This window comes from Vibrio sp. Vb1729, from assembly GCF_033338655.1.
In the GTDB taxonomy this organism is placed as follows: domain Bacteria; phylum Pseudomonadota; class Gammaproteobacteria; order Enterobacterales; family Vibrionaceae; genus Vibrio; species Vibrio alginolyticus.
Genome location: NZ_JAWOTB010000016.1, coordinates 19,221 through 37,141, shown reverse-complemented (window position 1 = coordinate 37,141; position 17,921 = coordinate 19,221). Strand labels below are relative to the sequence as shown.

The 17,921-nt window shown below is 42.9% G+C and carries 13 protein-coding genes; 5 read left to right on the top strand and 8 right to left on the bottom strand.

The window, feature by feature from the left end:
• Positions 1-122 precede the first annotated feature (122 nt).
• The 6 genes from R7E29_RS09930 to R7E29_RS09905 all read right to left on the bottom strand — a co-directional run bounded on the left by R7E29_RS09930 (position 123) and on the right by R7E29_RS09905 (position 7,321).
• Complete coding sequence (locus tag R7E29_RS09930) at positions 123-341, bottom strand: DUF2835 domain-containing protein (RefSeq protein WP_005377440.1); 219 nt, start codon at positions 339-341, stop codon at positions 123-125.
• A 65-nt stretch (positions 342-406) separates the two neighbouring features.
• Positions 407-3,013, bottom strand: a complete 2,607-nt coding sequence (pepN, locus tag R7E29_RS09925; RefSeq protein WP_213906785.1) for an aminopeptidase N — start codon at positions 3,011-3,013, stop codon at positions 407-409.
• A gap of 226 nt (positions 3,014-3,239) precedes the next feature.
• Positions 3,240-3,905 (bottom strand): hypothetical protein, encoded by a 666-nt coding sequence (locus R7E29_RS09920; protein WP_182016347.1) that lies wholly within the window; start codon positions 3,903-3,905, stop codon positions 3,240-3,242.
• A gap of 194 nt (positions 3,906-4,099) precedes the next feature.
• Entirely contained in the window at positions 4,100-6,106 is a 2,007-nt protein-coding gene (prc, locus tag R7E29_RS09915) for a carboxy terminal-processing peptidase (protein WP_213906786.1), read from the bottom strand.
• A gap of 17 nt (positions 6,107-6,123) precedes the next feature.
• Positions 6,124-6,750, bottom strand: coding sequence for an RNA chaperone ProQ (proQ, locus tag R7E29_RS09910; protein ID WP_005377435.1), 627 nt, complete (start codon positions 6,748-6,750; stop codon positions 6,124-6,126).
• A gap of 97 nt (positions 6,751-6,847) precedes the next feature.
• On the bottom strand, positions 6,848-7,321 hold the full coding sequence (locus tag R7E29_RS09905) for a GAF domain-containing protein (protein WP_005377433.1): 474 nt from the start codon (positions 7,319-7,321) through the stop codon (positions 6,848-6,850).
• 92 nt (positions 7,322-7,413) lie between these two features.
• Between R7E29_RS09905 and R7E29_RS09900 the strand changes: the two genes are divergently transcribed.
• From R7E29_RS09900 to rsmF, 4 genes are all read left to right on the top strand, one after another.
• Positions 7,414-9,210: an ABC transporter ATP-binding protein gene (locus R7E29_RS09900; protein ID WP_017634277.1), complete on the top strand. Its 1,797-nt coding sequence runs from the start codon at positions 7,414-7,416 to the stop codon at positions 9,208-9,210.
• Between the two features lie 24 nt (positions 9,211-9,234).
• A complete protein-coding gene (locus tag R7E29_RS09895; RefSeq protein WP_005377429.1) occupies positions 9,235-10,485 on the top strand; it encodes a paraquat-inducible protein A in 1,251 nt (416 codons plus the stop codon).
• Positions 10,478-13,126: an MlaD family protein gene (locus tag R7E29_RS09890; RefSeq protein ID WP_213906787.1), complete on the top strand. Its 2,649-nt coding sequence runs from the start codon at positions 10,478-10,480 to the stop codon at positions 13,124-13,126. The genes R7E29_RS09895 and R7E29_RS09890 overlap by 8 nt, the downstream gene beginning before the upstream one ends.
• A gap of 150 nt (positions 13,127-13,276) precedes the next feature.
• Positions 13,277-14,713, top strand: coding sequence for a 16S rRNA (cytosine(1407)-C(5))-methyltransferase RsmF (gene rsmF / locus R7E29_RS09885; RefSeq protein WP_213906788.1), 1,437 nt, complete (start codon positions 13,277-13,279; stop codon positions 14,711-14,713).
• Positions 14,714-14,996: 283 nt separating this feature from the next.
• On the opposite strand, the gene R7E29_RS09880 is transcribed toward rsmF, so the two are convergent.
• The gene (locus tag R7E29_RS09880; protein WP_017633794.1) at positions 14,997-15,830 is read right to left on the bottom strand and encodes a S1 RNA-binding domain-containing protein; all 834 of its coding nucleotides are present in this window, start codon (positions 15,828-15,830) and stop codon (positions 14,997-14,999) included.
• Positions 15,831-16,022: 192 nt separating this feature from the next.
• On the opposite strand from R7E29_RS09880, the gene R7E29_RS09875 reads away from it, so the two are divergent.
• Positions 16,023-17,375, top strand: coding sequence for a hypothetical protein (locus R7E29_RS09875; RefSeq protein ID WP_005377421.1), 1,353 nt, complete (start codon positions 16,023-16,025; stop codon positions 17,373-17,375).
• Between the two features lie 33 nt (positions 17,376-17,408).
• On the opposite strand, the gene R7E29_RS09870 is transcribed toward R7E29_RS09875, so the two are convergent.
• Complete coding sequence (locus tag R7E29_RS09870) at positions 17,409-17,906, bottom strand: DUF4442 domain-containing protein (protein WP_005377418.1); 498 nt, start codon at positions 17,904-17,906, stop codon at positions 17,409-17,411.
• Positions 17,907-17,921 lie beyond the last annotated feature (15 nt).

The window sequence follows — 17,921 nt, the reverse complement described above, 5'->3', positions numbered from 1 at the left end:
AATGCATGTGCCCATTGTAAAAGCATAATTACAAATGTTTAACAACTAATCGTAGTGGTAAGAGGTGAAATGTCCGATTCTGTGACTAAGATTCCTATTTAACTCTCTGCAAATACAATACATCACAGAGTTTCTAACTTAAGAAACTTATTATTTTGGTCAGTTGTTAGTCTAAACTGGCCTCTAACGCCCAATTGACTAAGAAATGGTCTAAATCTCGCGGCGGGTAACTGTAAACGCAAACCGTTGTGTGTGACAACTTGAACAACACTTGCCGCACCAGAATAATGAGATAAAAACGTTTGATATGAAATGTTGAGATTGAAGTAGTAATAGTTCATGAAGTGAAAACTAAGTGACATAAACAAATAAGGTGGCCTTAATGACCACCCTATTGTGTTGTTTACTATTCGTCTAGTGCTTTAGTCACTTTTTCGAATAGATCTTTAGCAAGATTATCCATTGCTTTGAGCTTTTCAAGTTCTGCACGAATCATTGCTTGGCGAGCTTCATCGTATTTACGGAACTTAAGTAAAGGATCAATCATTCGAGAAGCTACTTGTGGGTTCGAATCATTTAGTTGGCGAAGAATTTCACCGGCAAACTGGTAACCTACACCGGATTTATCATGGAAACGTACAGGGTTCGCACTTAAGAACGAGCCAACTAAGCTGCGCGTACGGTTCGGATTTTTCAAACTAAATGCTTCGTGGTTCATGGTTGCTTTTACTTTTTCAAGAGCATCCTCTGCAGGATTGCTACCTTGCAGTGCAAACCACTTATCCATAACCAAACCATCGTGCTTCCATTTATCGCTGTAATCAGCCATAAGTGCTTCACGACACTCGAGCTGAGCGTTATTTGCAGCACTCATCGCAGCAATCGTATCTGTCATGTTATTTGCAGATGCGTATTGTGCGTTGACTAAATCATTACCTTTTGCCGTATGTGCTAGGTATTGTAGGCAACGGTTACGTAAAGCACGCTTGCCAATAGCAGCATGGTCGATCGTATACTCTGTTTGCTTAAGCGTGTGATAAGTCGCACTTAGCTCATCTTCTAATTCCTTAGAAAGTGACACTGTAATGCTGTTTAGCACTTTGTCTACGGCATCGATATCAATTTGTTGGTACCAACCAGTAATCTCATTGATTGAAGGCATAGAGAAAACTTGAGCAATGAAAGCTGGCTCAAGCGTTTCATCCAACAGCACACCGCGGAAAGCATCTATCACACCTTCAGAAAGCGATACTTCTTGTCCCGCTTGAACGTTTTTCACATTCTGACGAATGTATTTAGCCAATAGCATTTGGCTAGCGTCCCATCGAGCAAAATCGTTCGTTGCATGCTTCATCAAGAAGACTAACTCGTCATCGCTGTAATCGTATTCTAATTTGACTGGTGCCGAGAATTCACGCAACAAAGATGGCACTGGCTGTTCTTCGACATTTTCAAATACGAACGTTTGCTTATCTTGTTTAATATCCAGCACGTTATGAACAAATTCACCGTTACTCATCAGTGGGATAACTTGACCTTTCGAATCATACAACTCGATATCGAACGGGATATGCAGCGCTTGTTTTTCTGCTTGGTCTTGCGTCGGCTCCGTAAATTGCTCTACCGTTAGTGCGTAAGTTTTTGCATCAGCGTTGTATTCGCTATTTACGCGTAGCGTTGGTGTACCCGATTGGCTGTACCACAAACGGAACTGTTTTAAATCAACACCGGTGGCATCTTCCATTGCAGAAACAAAGTCTTCACACGTCGCGGCGGTACCATCGTGACGTTCAAAATAAAGTTTCATTCCTTTTTGGAAGCCCTCTTCGCCAAGGAGTGTATGGTACATGCGAATAACTTCGCTGCCCTTTTCATAGACCGTTAGCGTGTAGAAGTTATTCATCTCAATGACTTTGTCAGGACGAATCGGGTGAGACATTGGGCTTGCATCTTCCGCAAATTGAGGACCACGAATAATACGTACGTTATCAATACGGTTATCAGCACGAGAACCTAAGTCAGAAGAGAATTCTTGGTCACGGAATACGGTTAAGCCTTCTTTTAGACTTAGTTGGAACCAGTCACGACAAGTGACACGGTTGCCAGTCCAGTTGTGGAAGTACTCATGACCGATCACAGCTTCGATACCTAAATAGTCACGATCTGTCGCAGTTTGATCGTTCGCCAGAACATATTTTGAGTTAAAAATGTTCAAGCCTTTGTTTTCCATTGCACCCATGTTGAAGAAATCAACAGCAACGATCATGTAAATATCCAGATCGTATTCCATGCCAAAGCGTTCCTCATCCCACTTCATCGAGTTGATCAGCGATGTCATCGCATGACCTGCACGATCTAAGTTACCTTTATCAACAAAGATTTCTAAATCAACACTGCGACCTGACATCGTTGTATATTTGTCACGCAATACATCAAAGTCGCCTGCAACAAGGGCGAACAAGTAAGCTGGTTTTGGATGCGGATCCTGCCATTGAACCCAGTGACGACCGTTCTCTGCATCGCCTTCTGCAATTCGGTTACCATTGCTCAGCAAATATGGATAAACCGCTTTATCTGCGATCACTTTTGTTGTGTATTTTGCTAGAACATCCGGACGGTCTAGATAGTACGTGATACGGCGGAAGCCCTCAGCCTCACACTGAGTACAAAATGCGCCGCCTGATTTGTACAAACCTTCGAGTGCTGTATTCGCTTCAGGATCAATTTTGGTGACGATTTCAAGTTCAAACTCGGATGGAAGATCGGTCAGTACCAGCGACGACTCCTTCACCTCGTGATGAGCCCAATCCTCACCATTTACTTTTACAGCGTGTAGCTCAAGTCCTTCGCCATCGAGTTCTAGCGTTGTTGTATCGCCTTTTTGAGCAACTTTTGATACCGCCGTAACGATTGTGTCATTGTCATATAGATCAAAAGTAAGATCGATATCAGTAATCGCATGAGATGGCTCTTTATAATCTTTACGATATTTGGCCTGGGGAGCTTGAGACATGAGCATAAATCCTTGTATGTCGAACAACAAAAATACCAGACTGCATGATCAAAAATGCAGTTCTGGTATCACTATATAAGCTATTTGTAGGGGTTGTGGTATCAGAATACAAGTCTTTCCATCAAAAAACGGAGCTTTTAGTGCTCTAGCTCCGTTTTTTGATTAACATTTAAACAACATTAATGACTTACCGTACGCACGCGTAATTTGGCGCATGTTAAAGGCATCATGGCGTAACTCTATTGAGTACGGCGTACATATCACCATTGGAATCTTCGATCGTTAGCTCATTCTTGTTGAGCTTATACGTGGTTCCATGCTCGCCATTTTCATACAACAGAACCAAAAACTCATCTTCTGTGTAAAACACACCTTGTTTGATGGACTCATCCCCTTCTTCGTTCGAAACCCTAAACATGAACACGAAATCAGGTTGAAGTATCAAATCCATCTGATTAATGTTGTTGGCCACTAGACCGTCGCCAGATACGTGAGAGCTAGACCAAATACCTGCAAGTGAATTGGATAATCCCTTAGTGAATGTTACACCATTAAGATCAAGCGTATTATGGTTGTTGCGATAGGCATAAATTTGAGGCTCGTCGGTGTTTAAACCAAGAACGATGGTGTCTTCATTTGCGTTATACAGCCCTTCCCAATGGTCAACGGAATAGTCTTTCTTTTGAATATCAATAGAAAAGCTGTAGTCCGAACCTAATGAGAGTTTGATCGCGCGAAAGTTTTCAGCCGACTCTTCGGGGTTTGGGTTCATTAAATACCAGTCTCCGATGAGAAACGGCGTGTCAAAGTGACTTAATTCATCTTCTCTGGTGTTTTCTCCACCAAGCACACTAAAGCAGCAAAAGCTAAGTAAAATAAAGAACCACTTCATATCGGCATCCTTATCGTTTTCTTTTAGCTTAGCCAGTAGTCCTCACTTTCGCGAAATTTTAGATGTAGATCACGTAAATTATTGGGGGAAAATAAGCGAATATCTTGCTCGATATCGAGACAGCGGAAGACAAAAAGGCATAAAAAAAGAGTGAATCTGAAAGACTCACTCTTTTTATTCTAAATTGCCAGTTATTATGACTGATTTTCCTGCTTAAGTAGATCGACCATAATCGCGACAGACTCATCTAAATAAACATCAGGAGCCTCGTAGTCTTTTGGTATGTCATCCAATGTTTTGAATGCTTTTTTACCCAAAGCAACTTGACGTTCATTTATGCGTTGTAATCGAAGGGCTTCCGCTTTATCCGATTCAGCTTTACGAACTTTTTCGTTCAAAGACAAAGTATTATCGTCTTTTTCTTTACGATATTTCTCGATGTCTTCATTGATAAAGCGGAACTCCATTTCATCAGAAATACGCTTGTTATGAAGAGCAGTAAGTTTTTCAACTAAGGCGTCGTTACTTGGAAACGTTTGATATTGTGCTTTATCAATCTGATCCCAAGGTAAAGCATTGTCTTCAACACTTTCACCTGTTTCAGAAGCCTCTATTGGCGTTGGGTACGAAATATCTGGTGCAACACCACGATTTTGCGTACTTCCACCGTCAATACGATAAAACTTCTGAATCGTGTACTGAACATAACCTAGCTCTTTATCGAAAAGATCGTAAATATGATTCAGTGAACGATGTTGCTGAACTGTACCTTTACCGAAAGAGTTTTCACCTAAGATGATTGCACGATTATAATCTTGCATTGCCGCTGCAAAAATTTCAGATGCTGAAGCACTGTAGCGGTTAATCAATACCGTCAATGGGCCATCATAACTCACTTTTCCATCGGTATCGGCATTCACCTTGATGCGGCCATAGCTGTCACGAACTTGAACTACAGGACCTTCTTTAATGAATAAACCTGTCAATGCCGTCGCTTCTGTTAGCGCACCACCACCATTGTTACGTAGATCAACGATTACGCCGTCAACGTTTTTGGTTTTCAACTCAGCTAGTAATTTATCGGTGTCTTTCGATAAGCCGACGTAGAAACTTGGTACTTCTAAAATACCAATCTTCTTACCGTCTTTTTCGATGATTTCTGACTTAACCGCACGATCTTCTAAGCGAACTTTGTCACGAACAATTGTGACAATGTAACTCTTAGCATCGTTACCTTCTGGCAAGATCTGTAGATTAACCTTTGTGCCTTTAGGGCCTTTGATTAACTGAACAACATCATCCAGACGCCAACCGATCACGTCGACAATTTCTTCACCGTCTTGTCCAACACCAGTGATTCGGTCCCCTTCACCAAGTTGCTTACTCTTTGAGGCCGGACCGCCAACAACAAGTGAACGAATTACTGTGTAATCGTCTGTCATTTGCAAAACGGCGCCGATGCCTTCTAGAGAAAGGTTCATTTCCGATTGGAATTGCTCGGCATTACGTGGAGAAAGGTAGCTTGTATGAGGGTCAACCTGTCGCGCGAAGGCATTCATATACAACTGAAATGCGTCTTCATTGTTGGTCTGTGTGATGCGCTTCATCGCGTTGTTATAACGCTTCTCTAAAACTTCTTTAATCTCTGGCCACTCTTTGCCAGTCAGTTTCAGATTTAACGCGTCATATTTCACACGCTTGCGCCACAACTCGTTGAGCTCTGCTTCGTCTTTTGGCCATGCGGCCTCAGAGCGGTCTAACTCTATCTCGTCATCGGTATCAAACTTGATCTCTTCATCGAGTAGAGTTAACGCATAAGCAAAACGATCGAAACGCTTCTGCATTGAGAGGTTGTAAACATCAAAAGCAATTTGGTTGTTGCCCGATTTAAGCTGATCATCAAGCTCGACTGACCAATTTTTAAATGAGTTGATGTCTGCTTGAGTGAAAATATTTCTATTGTAATCAAGCAACTCTACATAGCGTTCAAAGATCGCTTTAGAGAAATCATCATTGAGGCTGAAGTGCTTATAATGAGAGCGGGTAAATCGCGAGGTGACTCGTTTGCTAGCTGTTTCATGCTGAACTTCAGGAGAAAGAACCGGCAGGTCATCTTTATGTAGTTTGGCTTCAAGAGCCTGAGCTGATGCTGCTAGCCATAAGCTAGCAGCAATCAGGGTCACTTTTGAACGGCAATTCATGCGTAGGAGTATCTCCTTTATGCGCGCAAGTGCTCCGCTTTCACAACCATTTGTAGGCCGTTAGCAAGTTGAACACGTACATCATCCTTATTGATTTCAACAATGGTCGCTGCCATGTTTCCTTTGCCCATGTTCACGTTAACTGCGTTACCTACTGTGATTTCATCAGCATTTAGAGCGCGCGTTTCTACAGGCTTAGTTGGTTTTTGTACTTTTGGTTTATTAGTACGACGAGGCTGTTGAGGCTTTTTAGCCGCAGGTTTCGCTTTCGCCTTACCCTCTTCACGAGCTTTTTGTGCTTGTTCTTTACGACGAGCCTGAACTTTCGCCTTGCTTTCTGCAAGTGTCGCTTTCGCGTGTTCAACGTGCTCTTCTTCTAGCTCACCACAAGGGTTGCCATCTAGGTCTACACGTACTGCACCTGGTTTTACACCGTGTAGGTAACGCCATGATGAAGTGTACTGTCTTAACGCTGCACGAAGCTGTGTTTTGCTTACTTTTTCGTCTTCATTTAGACGTTCCGCAAGATCTTGAAAAATACCAATTTTCAGAGGTTTTGCTTCACCTTCTAAAGTAAAGCACTTAGGGAAACATTCAGCAATATATGCAATAACTTCTTTGCTGTTTTTTAACTTTTCAGTCATGAGGGGTCCTGATTTGAGCGGATTTCCGCGAGCATTAAGAAAAAATATTCTCGTATTATAGTGACATGCCAAGGAAAAACCACACTCGAAGGCTAATTTATGCGTCGTTCGCGTGTGAATTAAGCAGCTTTTCTACTTCAACCATGAAATGAGTGAGACCTTCTTCGTCTGTTTCATTAAATCGGCCAATACTTGGACTATCAATATCAAGTACACCAACCACCTTTCCATTAATAGAAAATGGAATCACAATTTCTGAATTGCTCGCTGCATCGCACGCAATATGCCCCTCAAATTCGTGAACGTCGTATACTCTTTGTATAGTATTAGTTTGTGCAGCAGTACCGCAGACGCCTCGACCCATTGGGATACGAACACAAGCTGGTTTTCCTTGGAACGGACCAAGAACAAGCTCTTCACCTTTTGTTAGGTAAAAGCCTGCCCAGTTAAGATCGTCAAGTTCCATGAAAAGCAATGAGCTCAAGTTTGCTAGGTTCGCAATAAAGTCTGGTTCAGACTCAATTAGAGCAACAGCTTGTTTGGTTAGTCTTTGGTATTGTTCTAAGTTCATATTAACTTCCTACTTACTATAAAAGCTTCCATTCTCAATGTATGGCGCTAAAATGCAGCCCTACTTTATAATAGGACTTATTCTCAATTACAATGCTTCTGAAAAATGACACTATTAGCCGTTCTTGGTTGATAACACAAGTAAAAAAGCACAAGTCCAAGCTGATCATAGCGAACTTGATAGCGGTGCTTGCAACCTTGATTAGTGTTCCAATTCCCCTCCTCATGCCTTTGATGGTTGATGAGGTCTTATTGGACCAACCTGCAAAAGGCTTAGATGCCATGAATGCCATTCTCCCTGAAGCGTGGCACACTCCGACAGGCTATATTTTCTTCACCCTGTTCTTGGTTGTTCTTATGCGAGCTGCGAGCCAAGGATTAAATATCCTTCAAAGCCGACAATTTACGCTTGTTTCAAAAACCATCACGTTTGAGATGCGCAGTAAAATGATCGACAAACTCGGCCGTATCAGCATCCGACAATACGAAACCAAAGGTAGCGGAGGAATCAACGCACACCTTATCACTGACATTGAGACCATTGATAAATTTATTGGTTCTACGTTAGCAAAATTCGTTATCAGTTTTCTGACTGTTATTGGTACTGCTATCGTTCTACTTTGGCTCGATTGGCGACTTGGTCTGTTTATCCTGTTAGTTAACCCTATTGTCATTTACTTCTCACGTAAACTAGGCAGTATGGTTAAACATCTGAAACGGAAGGAAAATCATTCTTTTGAAATTTTCCAAAACCGTTTAGTTGAAACATTAGATGGAATCTACCAACTACGCGCGGCCAATAAAGAGCGAGAATTTCTCCAGCAACTCAAAGACAGTGCGAACCAAGTTCGCGTTGATGCAGACAAGTATGCTTGGCAATCTGAAGCGGCTGGTCGCGTTTCTTTTCTTCTCTTTTTGATCGGCTTTGAATTATTCAGAGCTGTCGCAATGTTAATGGTCATGTTCAGTGACCTTACTATTGGCCAAATATTTGCCGTTTTTGGTTACCTATGGTTCATGCTTTCTCCTGTTCAAGAGTTGCTTGGGATTCAGTTTTCTTGGTACAGCGCTAAAGCCGCATTAAAACGCATCAACGACTTATTAGAGTTAGAAGAAGAGCAGAGACCGGTTCCTAAGGTAAATCCTTTCAAAGAAGGTAGAGAAGTTGACGTTAAAGTAGAAAACATTAATTTCTCTTACAATAATGAAAACAAAGTCCTAGATAATCTTTCTTTACATATGCCGGCAGGAAAGAAAGTGGCGTTAGTTGGCGCAAGCGGCGGTGGTAAGTCAACCTTGATACAATTACTTATTGGGGTTTACCGTCAAAACTCCGGTAGCATTCGCTTTAATGATGAATTAACAGAAGATATTGGTTTTGAAGTAATTCGCGACAAAATTGCCGTGGTATTACAGCAACCTATACTATTTAACGACACCTTGAGGCATAATCTAACGCTTGGTGGTAATTTTGACGAAATGTCACTTTGGCGTGCGCTTGAAGTGGCTCAGCTGCAAGATGTAATTTCTCAACTTAACCACGGCTTGGATACTCAAGTTGGTCGTAATGGCATTCGTTTGTCAGGAGGTCAACGACAACGGCTTGCCATTGCCAGAATGGTGCTGAGTAATCCTCAATTTGTAATTTTAGACGAAGCCACGTCTGCGCTAGATACCGCTACTGAAGCGGCTTTACACAAAGCACTGACCGAGTTCTTACGTGGTAGAACAACATTAATCGTTGCGCACCGACTATCCGCTGTTAAACAAGCCGATTTGATCTACGTGCTTGAAGATGGGAAAGTGACGCAAACAGGTACTCATGGTGAGTTAGTTGAGCAAGAAGGCTTATATCAAACCTTATATGGGGGCATACAGTCCCACGCTTAAATCGTTCAAGCTAGAGAGGTCGTTATGACCTCTCTGTCTAAGCACGCCATGCAACCCAATAACGTACGTCTGTGCCAAGGTTGTGAATTGCCTGTCGACATCGTCGACTTACCCCATGGCAAAAATGCACACTGCCCTCGTTGTGGTACGCAATTATATCGCGGAGGTAGCCCTAGCCTCTCTGGTAATCTAGCCGTCGCGATAACCTGCATCCTACTATTTATTCCATCGCACTTTTTTAACTTTATTAGCATCCGACTCTTTGGTGTGATGATTCCGGCAACCCTACCTTCAGGGATGATCACATTGATGGAAGAAGGATTTGTTCTTCTTTCATTGCTCATTCTATTTTGTAGCTCTCTTGCGCCACTGACGGTTTGTGTTTCAGTGGTAACGGCACATATTTCTTTACATCAACGATGGTTCCGTGGGCTTCGTATCTCACTGTGGCTAATTCAACATTTGAAGCATTGGGTTATGTTGGATGTGTTCTTAGTTAGCATCGCCATTTCCTGTTTTAAACTCCAAGATTATTCCGACATTTTCGTCGGTCCAGGGTTAATTGGTCTGGTTCTTTTGCAGATATTTACCGTTTTGTTAGTTTCAAGAATCAGCGTCCGTCGTTATTGGGAAGCTTGGAAACCAGAAAGTTTATATGCTTTTGAGCATAAAGATGTGCATTGCCATGAATGCCACTTGTCCCAGCCTGAAGGTGACCATTGCCAGCGTTGTCATCACGAGTTATATCATCGCAAGCCAAACTCCATTCAGAAAACATGGGCTTACCTCATCGCAGCAACGGTCGCCATCTTCCCCGCTAACCTGATCCCTATTTCCATCTTGCTTACCAATGGTAAGCGTTTGGAGGACACTATTTTTTCAGGCGTGGCTGGTTTGGTAAAAAGCGGCATGTATGGAATCGCTGCGATCATTTTTGTTGCCAGTATCGTTGTCCCGGTGATTAAAATACTTGGGCTCGCCTACATCATGCTTTGCATCCAATTCAAACGTTCGGTGTTTAAGAGACAACGAATGATGGTTTACTTTGTTGTTAAATGGATCGGTAAATGGTCTGTGATGGATTTGTTTGTTATTTCTATCATGATGACTTTAGTCGATCGTGGTCAGATACTGGATTTCACACCAGGATATGGCGCGGTAGCATTTGGTGTTGTCGTAGTGTTGACCATGCTTGCAGCAGAAAGTATTGATCCAAGGCTAATCTGGGACCAAACAAGCCCAAAACAATCAGAAAAAGAGTCAATGAATGAGTGATCAGAACAGTTCTCAAACGTCATACGTACCAGATGTAAAGCGGAGTAAAGGCATATCTCCTCTTTGGCTGTTGCCAATTTTGACCATGGTCTTAGCTGGCTGGCTTGTGGTGAAGTCGATACACGATGCAGGACAACGAGTGCAAATCTATTTTTCTGAGGCCGCTGGTCTTGTCGCCGGCCGAACCACTATCCGTTACCAAGGATTAGAAGTCGGCATGGTAAGAGACATTAACCTCACCGAAGATCTCGGCAGTATTTATGTCGATGCTGATATCTATCCTGAAGCTGCAAAGTTACTGAACGATAAAACACGCTTTTGGTTAGTAAAACCAACAGCTAGCCTAACGGGAGTTTCCGGACTGGATGCGCTCGTCTCAGGTAACTACATCTCGATTCAACCCGGAGATGGTCAAGAGTTTGAGACAACATTCCATGCGTTAGACTCTGCCCCAACAGATTTACGCGTTTCTCAAGGTTTGAATATTAAGCTCAAAAGCCGTGATTTAGGTGGTGTATCGGTTGGCTCTCAAATTGTTTATAAGAAAATCCCAATCGGTGAAGTGTACAGTTACCAGCTAGATGAAGATGCAAAATCTATCACTATTCAAGCCAACATTCAGGATCAATACCGACATATCATTAACAACCGCAGTCGATTCTGGAACGTCAGTGGAATTGGTGCCAGCATCGGTTTTGAAGGTGTCGATGTAAGACTAGAAAGCATGAGTGCCTTACTAGGTGGCGCCATCGCCGTCGACTCTCCGGATGATGGTGAGCCTGTAGAAGAGAACACCGAGTTCCGTTTGTATAAAGATTTGAAAACTGCTGGTCGAGGCATCGCGGTTAAAATCGTCCTACCTGATGACAGCAAGATCAGCGGAGAAGGCGCTCCAATTATGTATCGCGGAATCGAAATTGGCCAAGTTACGGACTTGAGCCTTTCCGAAGGCCGAGAAGTGATATTGGCGTCAGCGGCAATTCAACCCGCTTTTAGTGACATGCTGACGACAGGTACTCGATTTGTCTTAGAAGAAGCAAAAGTGTCCCTTTCTGGTGTTGAAAACATTGCTAATTTAGTACGAGGAAACTTCTTAACGATCGTGCCGGGCGCGGGTGAACGCTCTCGCCGCTTTACTGCCATTCGTAAAAACGTGTTTAACCAACAGCAAGAAAAGTCCATCGCGATTCGGTTGGTATCCGACAATTCGTTTGGCCTAGATAGCGGTGCCAATGTACTTTATAAAGGCATCGTTGTTGGTTCAATCATCAAAGTGGGCCTAGTCAAGGAAGATAAAAAATCACAACACGAAGTATTTATGGATGTATTGATTGACCATGAATACAAGCATCTGATCAAATCAAACAATCGTTTTTATGTAACCGGCAGTGCGTCAGCAGAGTTAACTGAATCGGGGCTCAGCGTTACCGTTCCTCCAGCAAAGCAGTTGTTAACCGGGTCAATTAGTTTTGTGAGCGAAGGCAAGCAGGATATTCAAAAAGAGTATCAACTGTTCCAAAATGAATCATTGGCTGAATTGGCGCAGTACAATCAAAGTGGCTCTAGGGCGCTAACACTATTTGCTTCTGAATTGCCGCCGATTTCCAAAGGCAGCCCTCTACTCTATCGTAATCTTCCAGTTGGTAACGTCTCCGATTTCCAACTAGTTGATGGCGGAGTACTAATTAAGGCTACTATCGAAAACCGCTTCGCTTATCTTGTAACGCCACAAACCGTTTTTTGGAATCGTTCAGGGATTGAGATAGATGCATCATTAGCTGGCGTCAGTGTGAAAGCACACCCTTTGAAATCGTTAATAGAAGGTGGCATCGCTTTTGACTCCGTGCCAGGCGTTGAAAACAAAATCGGAGAAAACTGGAAGCTGTATTCTGATCAAAAAACCGCTCGCAAGTTTGGGCGCGTCATTGCTTTAGAAACCGACGGTTCGCAAGAGATTGCTAAAGGAATGCCGATTGAATATCAAGGTGTTAAAGTTGGTGAAATCACTCTGGTTGTACCGAATTTTCGTCGTAACATGGTTGAAGTCACTGCAAGGATCCTACCTGAATACGTAGAAAACATTGCGGTTGAAGGCTCACATTTTTGGCTAACTGAACCAGAAATTGGTTTAGGTGGCGTTAAAAACCTCGGGGCGTTGGTTTCGAAATCCATTAGTGTTGAACCAGGTAAAGGTAAAGCTAAATTTGATTTTCAATTAGAAAATAGTTCAGAACGCGTGCATGGAATCATGTTTACGTTACAAAGTGAACAAAGAGGCTCAGTACAAGTCGGTACCCCTATTCTTTACCGCCAGATGGAAGTTGGCCAAGTGACCGACGTAAGCCTAGGAGAATTTGCTGATCGCATCGTCACGACTATCAAAATACAGCCTGAATATGCTTACCTCGTTCGTCAAAACAGTGTGTTCTGGAATGTTTCAGGAGTAGATGTTTCCATCGGGCTTACTGGCGCTAACATCAAAGCGGGAACCTTTGATAGTTTAGTTCGCGGAGGAATTGCGTTTTCAACGCCAGAGCAATCGACTATTCCACCAGCGGCAAAGAGTGGGCAATCTTTCTTTTTGTATCCACAAGCTGAAGAAGGTTGGACTCAATGGCGTACAGCGATTCCTAAGCCGTAGAATAAAGCTCAATTCACGTACAATTGAAGTTTGATCACTTTAAAAGAGCAGCAATCGCTGCTCTTTTTTAATGCTCGGCCCTTGTCACTATTCGTTTCTGCTTCGCTTTCGTATATTATTTGCCACAAATTCTGCAAACGAGATCCCACATTGCATCCTAATGTTTACATCCCAGACGCGTTTCTGGAAAAAATCCAAACGATCCTTCCTGCTCACCTCAACATGGAAGACTTTATCGCGTCTTGCCAAAAGCCACTGCGCAAAAGTATTCGAGTTAATACGTTGAAGATCAGCGTTGAAGCGTTTCTAGAACGAGCAGAAACAAAAGGCTGGAAGCTTTCTCCTGTGCCTTGGTGTGACTCGGGGTTTTGGATTGAAGCGGATGAGTCAGTTGTACCATTAGGCAACACAGCAGAACACATGTCTGGCTTATTCTACATTCAAGAAGCCAGTTCCATGATGCCGGTATCTGCTCTGTTTATGAATGATGAATCTTACGATGCCGTGTTAGATACCGCAGCCGCTCCAGGCTCAAAAACCACTCAAATTGCAGCTTTAATGAACAACGAAGGTGTACTTGTGGCCAATGAATACGCCGCAAGTCGTGTAAAAGTACTGCACGCTAATGTGGAACGTTGTGGGGTACGTAACGCCGCACTAAGTAACTTCGATGGACGCGTTTTTGGCGGTTGGCTACCAGAACAATTTGATGCGGTTTTGCTCGACGCGCCTTGCTCTGGAGAAGGCACCGTTCGCAAAGACGAAGATGCGATGAAAAACTGGACGCAAGCTTCCGTACTCGACATCGCTGACACGCAGAAAGATCTTATTGAAAGCGCCTTCCATGCATTAAAGCCCGGTGGAGTGATGGTTTACTCAACATGTACGCTCAGTACAGAAGAAAACCAACAAGTTTGTCATCACTTGAAAGAAACCTTTGAGGATGCTGTAGAGTTTGAAAGCCTTGAGAACTTGTTTGAAAACGCAGAGGCAGCTCTAACTGAAGAAGGCTTTTTGCATATTTTCCCACAGGTCTACGACTGTGAAGGGTTCTTTGTTGCAAGAATTCGCAAACTGGCTGCTGTTGAGGCGCCAGAAGTCAAAAAGCGCATGGGTAAATTCCCCTTTGCCAAAACATCAAAAAAAGAATCGACAGAAATTGCTCAACAACTCCAAAGCGCGTTAGGTATTAAACTTCCAAATGACAGTTCTGTATGGCTTCGCGATAAAGATGTCTGGCTGTTCCCTAATGCTTTAGAAGCGATGATCGGCGAATTACGCTTCTCCCGTATGGGTATAAAGATCGCGGAAGCCCATAAAAATGGCTACCGTTGGCAACACCAAGTCGCGACTGCCCTGGCGACAGGCTCTGAAAGCAACGCCATTGAACTCAGTATTGAAGAAGCGCGCGAATGGTACATGGGGCGTGATGTTCGCCCACAAACCATTCCTGAGGGAATGAAAACAGGTAAAGGCGAAGTGCTTGTCACCTATCAAGGCGCAGTTATTGGCCTTGGCAAGTGGGTAAGCAACCGAATAAAGAATGGCCTCCCTCGCGAATTAGTACGAGATAAGAACTTATTTTAAAAGACGTAACGAACCATAAATAAATGAAAAGCCATCGTATTTGCGATGGCTTTTTAATTCGTAAGTATGAAAGCAAGTGGGCTCGCTAGCGATCCGGACACGCTGTACTAAACTAGTTGTATCAAAGTAATGCTTTGATGTGGCATTTCTCTCTATGTTAACCAACAAAATTATTGTTGGACAAGTTTAGCGCAGGCTCTGCGGAGCCGTTTCCCCTAGGCCCAAAAAAAGGAAAAGTTTGGGCCGTTTTTTTGGCTGTAGATCCGCTATACGTGAGTTTGGACTACGCTAGACGAATACCGTCTTTCTCAATGACAATTTTACCCTGCTTGTATAAGCCACCGATGGTCTTTTTATAAGTCCCTTTACTTGTGCGGAAAGCATCAAAAATCGCTTCAGGAGACGACTTGTCATTCAAAGGCAAAAATCCGCCTTTCTTCTCTAGCAGGTCAAGGATCTTACTAGAAAGATCGTCCATTTTCGCCACACCGACTTTTTGTAGAGCAAGGTCGATTTTGCCATCTTCACGAATGTGCTTAATAAAGCCTTTCAGCTTTTTACCGATGTAAAGCTTACCAAAAACATCCGATGGGAAAATCATGCCCCAATGCTTACCGTTAACGATAGCTTTATAACCAAGTTGACTACGCTCTGCGATGATCAAATCAACTTGTTCGTTAACTTCATAATTCGCTGGAGTTTTATCTAACCATTTATTGAACTTAGTCGTACCAACAATGCGACCTGACGCTTTGTCGGTATAAACATACACTAAAATGGTTTGTCCGGCAGAGAAGCGAGTGCGTTGCTCACTAAAAGGAATCAGTAAGTCCTTTTCTTTGATGCCCCAATTTACAAAAGCACCTGTCGCATTCACACCCTCAATCTTCATTAAACCCCATTCACCCACTTGGGCAATTGGTCTTTCAATGGTCGCAGCAAGTTGGCTTTCTGAATCGAAGTACAGAAATACGTCTACATGCTCACCAATTTCAGTACCCTCTGGTACATACTTACTAGGTAGTAGAACAGAACCGTAATCATCGCCATCCAGAAATACGCCAAAATCAGCCTTTTTAATGACTTCTAAGCTGTTAATTTGACCAATTTTAATCATTGATTTTGTCTCTTTTTAAATTTACGTGGAATTATACCTAAACTAACAAGAAAATCAGAGAGAAAAGCATAGTGCTCTGTTATGCTGTTGTCGTTCAGCTATATGCCCCAGTCACTCTTTTAGCACTCTTATACTTACCTGCTCAACGGAACGCATAAGTTAAGAATGCTTTAGCAAAGTCAGGAGCTTTCTTTGGTCACCGTCGATAAACAAGACTCAATAACATTAAAAATCAGTCATGCACTCGCAAAGAGCAAAAGTGTCGACCTAGATATTTACTTTTTTATACCTGGTGAGCTTGGTTTAAACGCCGATATCATCAGTGAATCCGAATTTTATTACACCTCAATCACACAGCAACGATCTTATTACAGTACTGAAATCCTTCTTCCGCTAGTACACAGTCGACTTGCCAAACGTGGACGCCTGTCGAATCAGCAATACCGAGTAAGTTTGAGTTTGTTCGCTTACCAATACGTTATCGCGCTAGACAAAGCGGTAGCAAGTTTAAACAAGCATGAGAACAACTCCGTAACGGAAGATGAAGTGGACGAAGTTATCGAGCTCACGCTTGAGATCTTAAAGCGCTTGCGGCGTTCTATTCCTTATGAAGAGAACTTAAAACGCTACTACGTTAACATCGATAACTATCTGTCTTGGTATACCGAGCAAAAGTTCCTGTCACTGGTGGCCCATCTACCACGTGAAGGCGACTATGGCACGATTAAAAAGCGTCTGATCACGCTATGTGAGAAAGAGCAAGCCCATCGTAAACTCAACAAATACAACTCATCAAGAGTCGTTGAAGACGTTACTCGCCTATCTAACAAAATGCGCTTGCTAAGGCGATTGATTGAACACCCTATCGTGCTTCGTGAAGAAACCATATCGATGGGTAACAACATTAAGCGCGCTATCAAAGGTATTGCAACCGGTTTAGTGATGGTTGTCGTGACCTCAACCGTGATTCTCGCTCGCGATTATCTGGGGGAAATTTCTGCCTCATTCATTATCGCGATGTCTTTTATTTACGCTTTACGAGAAATCTTTAAAGATGATTTACGCGATGCCATGTGGCGATGGATCCGTAAAGGCAAGCCAAAATGGCGTAAGAAGTATGTTGACCCAACGACGAAAAAAGTGGTTGGCAAAAAATTGGAGTGGCTCGATTATCGTACCTTAAGTAGCTTGCCGGATAAGATTCAAAGAATACGTAAAAAGCGCGTCGTGCAACGTGAAGAGCAGATTCTTCATTATCACGAGAAAACCGAAATGGCGACCTCTCTTTTCTTGAGTGGTTACGAACAAACGAGAGAAACATTGAACATCAGTTTGCGCCCTATCATCCGCTTGATGGATAAAAGCTCAAACCGAGTTTACCGTTTAAATGAAGGTCAAGTAACCAAAGAGTCAGTAGAGAAACGTCATTTGCTCAATGTGATTGTCAAAGAGGACAACCACACCGATGAGCCTGTTTATTACCGCTGGAAAGTGGTCTTAAATCGCTCCAAAATCGTCTCTATCGAGAAGATTGAACTCAATTAAGCCAACGCCTTTAAACAAACGAGCCACAAACCACTAGGCAGCCTCTTTTCTTTGTTGGGCTGCTTTTTTTATCGAAAGAGTAAGCGAAAATTCAGCCATTGGCTCGTCACCATGTAAGTTAGGACACAGCGCGACAATTTTTACGTCACGATTTACTCGTTCACCCGTTGCCAAGGTGTGCTCGAGCATCTCATCAATGACATGACCATCGTTACAAACAAAGTGCACATCGGCTTCCGGGCGCTTTAAAAACTCGGCTTTCACACCTTTAAATGCTAGCGAGATCGCTTCTCCCTTTTCTTGCGCTTTACTCATAGCAAGAAAACCACCAGCAACATCAGCGCCAACGGCTAAAGCGCCGAAATACATGCTATTCAGGTGGTTCTTCGTTCTTCTGCGCAATGGGATACGAACCTCAACATGCTTGCTATCTATCGCAATGATTTTAGGGTGGCAAAGCCAAATCAGCGGCACTTTCGAAAAGCCAAACAGATTTAGATACAAATTCGCACGACGTAGAGCTGATAACATTTTGGTCTCCTTACC